The organism is Rathayibacter rubneri, assembly GCF_023743255.1.
Classification (GTDB): Bacteria; Actinomycetota; Actinomycetes; order Actinomycetales; family Microbacteriaceae; genus Rathayibacter; species Rathayibacter rubneri.
The window spans coordinates 1-4,104 of the sequence record NZ_JAMRYM010000164.1; the positions used below are offsets into that span (position 1 = coordinate 1).

Sequence of the window (4,104 nt, forward strand, 5' to 3'; positions counted from 1 at the left end):
GCTGGGTCCCCGTCCCGGCCAGACGGTGTAGCCGACCGCCGTGATCAGCTCGATCGCCACCACGAGCAGCAGAACCGGGAGCACTCCGTGGAGCGCCTCGGTCCGAGCCGGGTCGTCCGCGATCCACCGCAGGAGCAGCACGGCGCCGGCGGCGATCGCGGCGGCCAGCGCGGTGCGGCCGACGTCCTTCCAGCACGACACGGCGTGGGCCGCACCGACGAGCTTCCGCGGTGCGGGGCCCTGCGCGAAGCGGTGGGCGAAGCGGACGTCGGCGGCGCGGACGAGCGCGTGCCCGTAGGCGATCGAGAAGCCGAGGTAGAGAGCCGCGAGCGAGTGCGCGAAGGAGGCCGTCGCTCCGCTCCGCAGGTCGAGCGCCGTGGCGGTCAGCAGCACCAGGTCGACGACCGGGGTCAGGGCGAGCAGCGCCGCGCCGGTGCGTCGCCACCGCAGGGCGTAGCGCGCGAGGAGCCCGAGGGCGATGACCACCCAGAAGCCGATCTCGCAGGCGATGACGACGGCCAGGATCATGGTTCCCCCTCTTCATTTAGCACGGGTGTGCTACTCCGGAAAAGCTAGCACACTCGTGCTAATGTCGGGCCATGGCCCTCGATCGCGACGCCCGCAAGGCCCAGCTGGCCGAGGCCGTCTGGCGCGTGGTGCGCGAGCGCGGCATCGGCGCGGTGTCGGTCCGCACCGTCGCCGAGGAGGCCGGGGTCGTCGTCGGCTCGCTCCGGCACGTGTTCCCCACCCGCACCGAGCTCGTCGCCTTCTCGGCCGAGCTGATGGTGAGCCGCGCGACCGAGCGGATCCTCGCCACGGCCCGCACGGGCGCCCCGCTCGCCGACGCGGTCGCCCTGCTGCGCCACCTCCTGCCGCTCGAGCCGGACAGCCGCGCGGAGCTCGAGGTGAACATCGCGCTGATCGCCGAGACGCCGGCGCTGCCCGAGCTGCGCGGCATCCGCGATCGCGCCCACCGGGAGCTCGCCGAGATGTGCGTGCTGCTCTGCGAATCGGTCGCGGGTCGCCCGCGCGACGCCGACCTGCTCGACGCGGCCCGCCGCCTGCACGCGCTGGTCGACGGGCTCGCCGTGCACCTCCTCCTGCGCGAGGACGAGGGGGAGTGGGCGGTCGGCGTGCTGCGCGAGGAGCTGGAGCGTCTGCGCTGAGCGGCTGCGCCGCCCCTGCTGTCGTGCTTCCTCCGCGCCTCCTCAGTGATCGCGGTGACCGCCCGCGCTTCCCGCAACTTCTGAGGAATCGCGGAGTGAGGGTCCCGCCTCACGACGCCGGCGGACGAGCGCAGGAGTCGTCCCACGCTCATCCGATCGCGGCCTACGCTGACCGGATGGACGGAGCACTCCCCGGCGGCAACATGAACGACGTCGAGCGCAGCGGCGACACCGTCCTGCGGAACGCCGGACCGTGGACGCCGACCGTGCACCGCTACCTCCGCTACCTCGCCGTCGCCGGGATCGACTGGGCGCCGCGGCCCCTGGGGGTCGAGGGTGGTCGGGAGCGGCTCTCGTTCGTCGAGGGGGACGTGCCGCTGTACCCGCTGCCGGCCTGGGTGTGGAGCGACTCCGTCCTGGAGGAGGGGGCGCGGCGCCTGCGCGAGCTGCACGACGCGAGCATCGGCTTCGGCCTGGACGGCGCCGTCTGGCAGGCGCCGGCGAAGGTGCCGGCGGAGGTGATCTGCCACAACGACTTCGCGCCGCACAACCTCGCCTTCCGCGACGGCGCCCTGGTCGGCGCCATCGACTTCGACATGTGCTCGCCGGGGCCGCGGCTCTGGGACATCGCCTACTTCGCGACCCGCGTCGTGCCGCTGACGGCCGTCACTCCGGAGGGGGCGCCGGGGATGGACGACGCCCGGCGCCGCGTGGAACTGCTCCTGCTCCGGTACGGCTCGGACGCGACGTGGGCGGACGTCCTGCGCGTCGCGATCATCCGCCTCCACGACCTGGCCGAGCTGTCGATCCGCAAGGCGGAGGAGCTCGCGAAGCCGCACCTCCTCGAGGAGGCGGCGGAGTACTCCACCGACGCGCGGTTCCTCCGCGGCCTGCTGGACGCCGAGACGCGCCCCGCGGTGTGAGCGGCTGCCGGCTCCCCGCGCTTGCTCAGTAGCTGCGGTGACGGCGGGCGCTTCCCGCAATTTCTGGAGGAGCGCGGAGCGCCCCCGCCCCTCAGCCCACGTGCACCGCGGGCCGCCGCACCGGGTCCGACTCGGCCCGCCGCAGCACCTCCCGCGTCACCGGGGCCACCTCGCCCGCCCCCGTGATCAGGAACCGGAACATGTTCGACAGCGGGCTGCCCTCGGTCCACTCGAAGTAGATCTCGGGGATCACCCCCGTCTCGCTCCGGATCTCGAGCAGCACGGCGGCCAGCGTGTTGGGCACGTTGCCGCTGCTCACCTGCAGCACGCGGAAGCCGTGGCGCACCACGCCGCGGACCTCGAGGTCCTCCTCGAAGTTGGACGAGTCGGCCCGGTGCACCTCGAGGAACAGCACGGGGGAGCGGGCCGGGATGTTGCTGTCGCGGCGCTCCTCGCTGAGCTTGGTGCGGTACTCCTGCTCCGAGTCCTCGTCGGGCTCGTGCGAGACGATGCGGATCACTCCGTAGTCGTCGGCGTCGGAGCGGACGAAGGCCAGCGCCTGGTCGTCGAGCACGACCGAGGTGGCGCGCAGCTGGAACGAGCGCTGCACCCGCGAGATCAGCGAGACGACCACGATGCCGACGATGAAGACCGCCGCGATCCGCACTCCGTCGGGCCGCTCGATCACGTTGACGATCGTCGTGTAGACGAAGACGACCGCGATCAGCGCGAAGCCGATCGTGCGCTTGCGCTGCCTCTGCCGACGGGCGGAGAGGAACACGGCGACCGACGCCGACGTGATCAGCACGAGCACTCCCGTCGCGTAGGCGCCGCCCTGCGCGTTCACGTCGGCCTCGAACAGGATCGTGACGAGGAACGCGATCGCGGTGAACACCAGCACCAGCGGGCGCACGGCCGCGGCCCACTGCGGAGCCATGCCGTAGCGCGGGAGGTAGCGCGGCACGATGTTGAGCAGTCCCGCCATCGCCGACGCGCCCGCGAACCACAGGATGCAGATGGTGCTGACGTCGTAGACCGTGCCGAAGCCGTCGCCGAGGTACTCGTGCGCGAGATAGGCCAGTGCGCGCCCGTTGGCCTCGCCGCCGGGCTGGAACTGCGCCTGCGGGATCAGCAGCGTCGTCACGATGCTCGACGTGATGAGGAAGCTCGACATGATGATCGCCGCGGTCGTCAGGAGGCGCTTCGCCCCGCGGATCCGTCCGGCCGGGTTCGCGGGGGTGTCGCCGGGTGCGCCCGTGATCTGCGGCATCACCGCGACTCCGGTCTCGAAGCCCGAGAGCCCCAGCGCGAGCTTGGGGAACACGATCAACGCGATCCCCACCATGACCAGCGGATTCCCGTGCTGCGTCGTCAGCGCGCTCCACCAGTCCGTGATCACCACCGGGTTCTCGGCGACGTGCCCGAACGACACCGCGATCACCACGAGGTTCAGGAGGAGGAACACGGCCACGAGGACGACCGCGATGCCGATCGCCTCCTTGAAGCCCTTGAGGAACACGATGCCCAGCAGGGCGACGAGCCCGAGGGTCAGCGGCACCTCCGCCCCCTCGAACCAGGCCGGCGCGAACGGGTTCTCGACGGCGTGCGCGGTCGCATCCGCCGCCGAGAGGGTGATCGTGATCATGAAGTCGGTGGCCGCGAATCCGAGCAGCACCAGCACGAAGAGCTTGCCGCCCCACCAGGGCAGCAGCCGCTCGAGCATCGCGATGGAGCCCTCGCCGCGGAAGCTCTCGCGCGCGACGCGGCGGTAGACCGGCAGCGCGCCGAACAGGGTGAGCAGCACGAGCACGATCGTCGCGAGCGGCGAGAGGAGCCCTGCGGCGACCGCGGCGATCGCGGGCTGGTAGCCGAGCGTCGAGAAGTAGTCGACGCCCGTGAGGCACATCACCCGCCACCACGAGTGCGTCTTCTCGACGGTGGTCGCGTGCGGGCCCTGGTGCGCGCCGGAGTCCTCGGAGAGCCCTGTCAGCATCCAGGCACGGACGGCGCCGCGC

Annotated in this window: 4 protein-coding genes; 2 read left to right on the forward strand and 2 right to left on the reverse strand. The window is 72.1% G+C overall.

Annotated elements, in window-relative coordinates:
- On the reverse strand, nucleotides 1-528 hold a 528-nt coding region (locus NB037_RS18795; protein ID WP_251948472.1), incomplete at its 3' end, for a hypothetical protein.
- A 71-nt stretch (nucleotides 529-599) separates the two neighbouring features.
- Between NB037_RS18795 and NB037_RS18800 the strand changes: the two genes are divergently transcribed.
- Entirely contained in the window at nucleotides 600-1,166 is a 567-nt protein-coding gene (locus NB037_RS18800; protein ID WP_251948473.1) for a TetR/AcrR family transcriptional regulator, read from the forward strand.
- Between the two features lie 176 nt (nucleotides 1,167-1,342).
- Nucleotides 1,343-2,089 carry a phosphotransferase gene (locus NB037_RS18805; protein ID WP_251948474.1) on the forward strand — a complete coding sequence of 249 codons (747 nt, stop codon included), beginning with the start codon at nucleotides 1,343-1,345 and terminating at the stop codon, nucleotides 2,087-2,089.
- A 91-nt stretch (nucleotides 2,090-2,180) separates the two neighbouring features.
- On the opposite strand, the gene NB037_RS18810 is transcribed toward NB037_RS18805, so the two are convergent.
- Nucleotides 2,181-4,104: APC family permease (locus NB037_RS18810; protein WP_251948476.1), on the reverse strand; the 1,924-nt coding region annotated here is incomplete at its 5' end.

Excerpts from the sequence above, each read along its gene's own strand:
- NB037_RS18800 (WP_251948473.1), top strand. The coding sequence starts at position 600 with ATGGCCCTCGATCGCGACGCCCGCAAGGCCCAGCTGGCCGAGGCCGTC.
- NB037_RS18805 (WP_251948474.1), top strand. The coding sequence starts at position 1,343 with ATGGACGGAGCACTCCCCGGCGGCAACATGAACGACGTCGAGCGCAGC.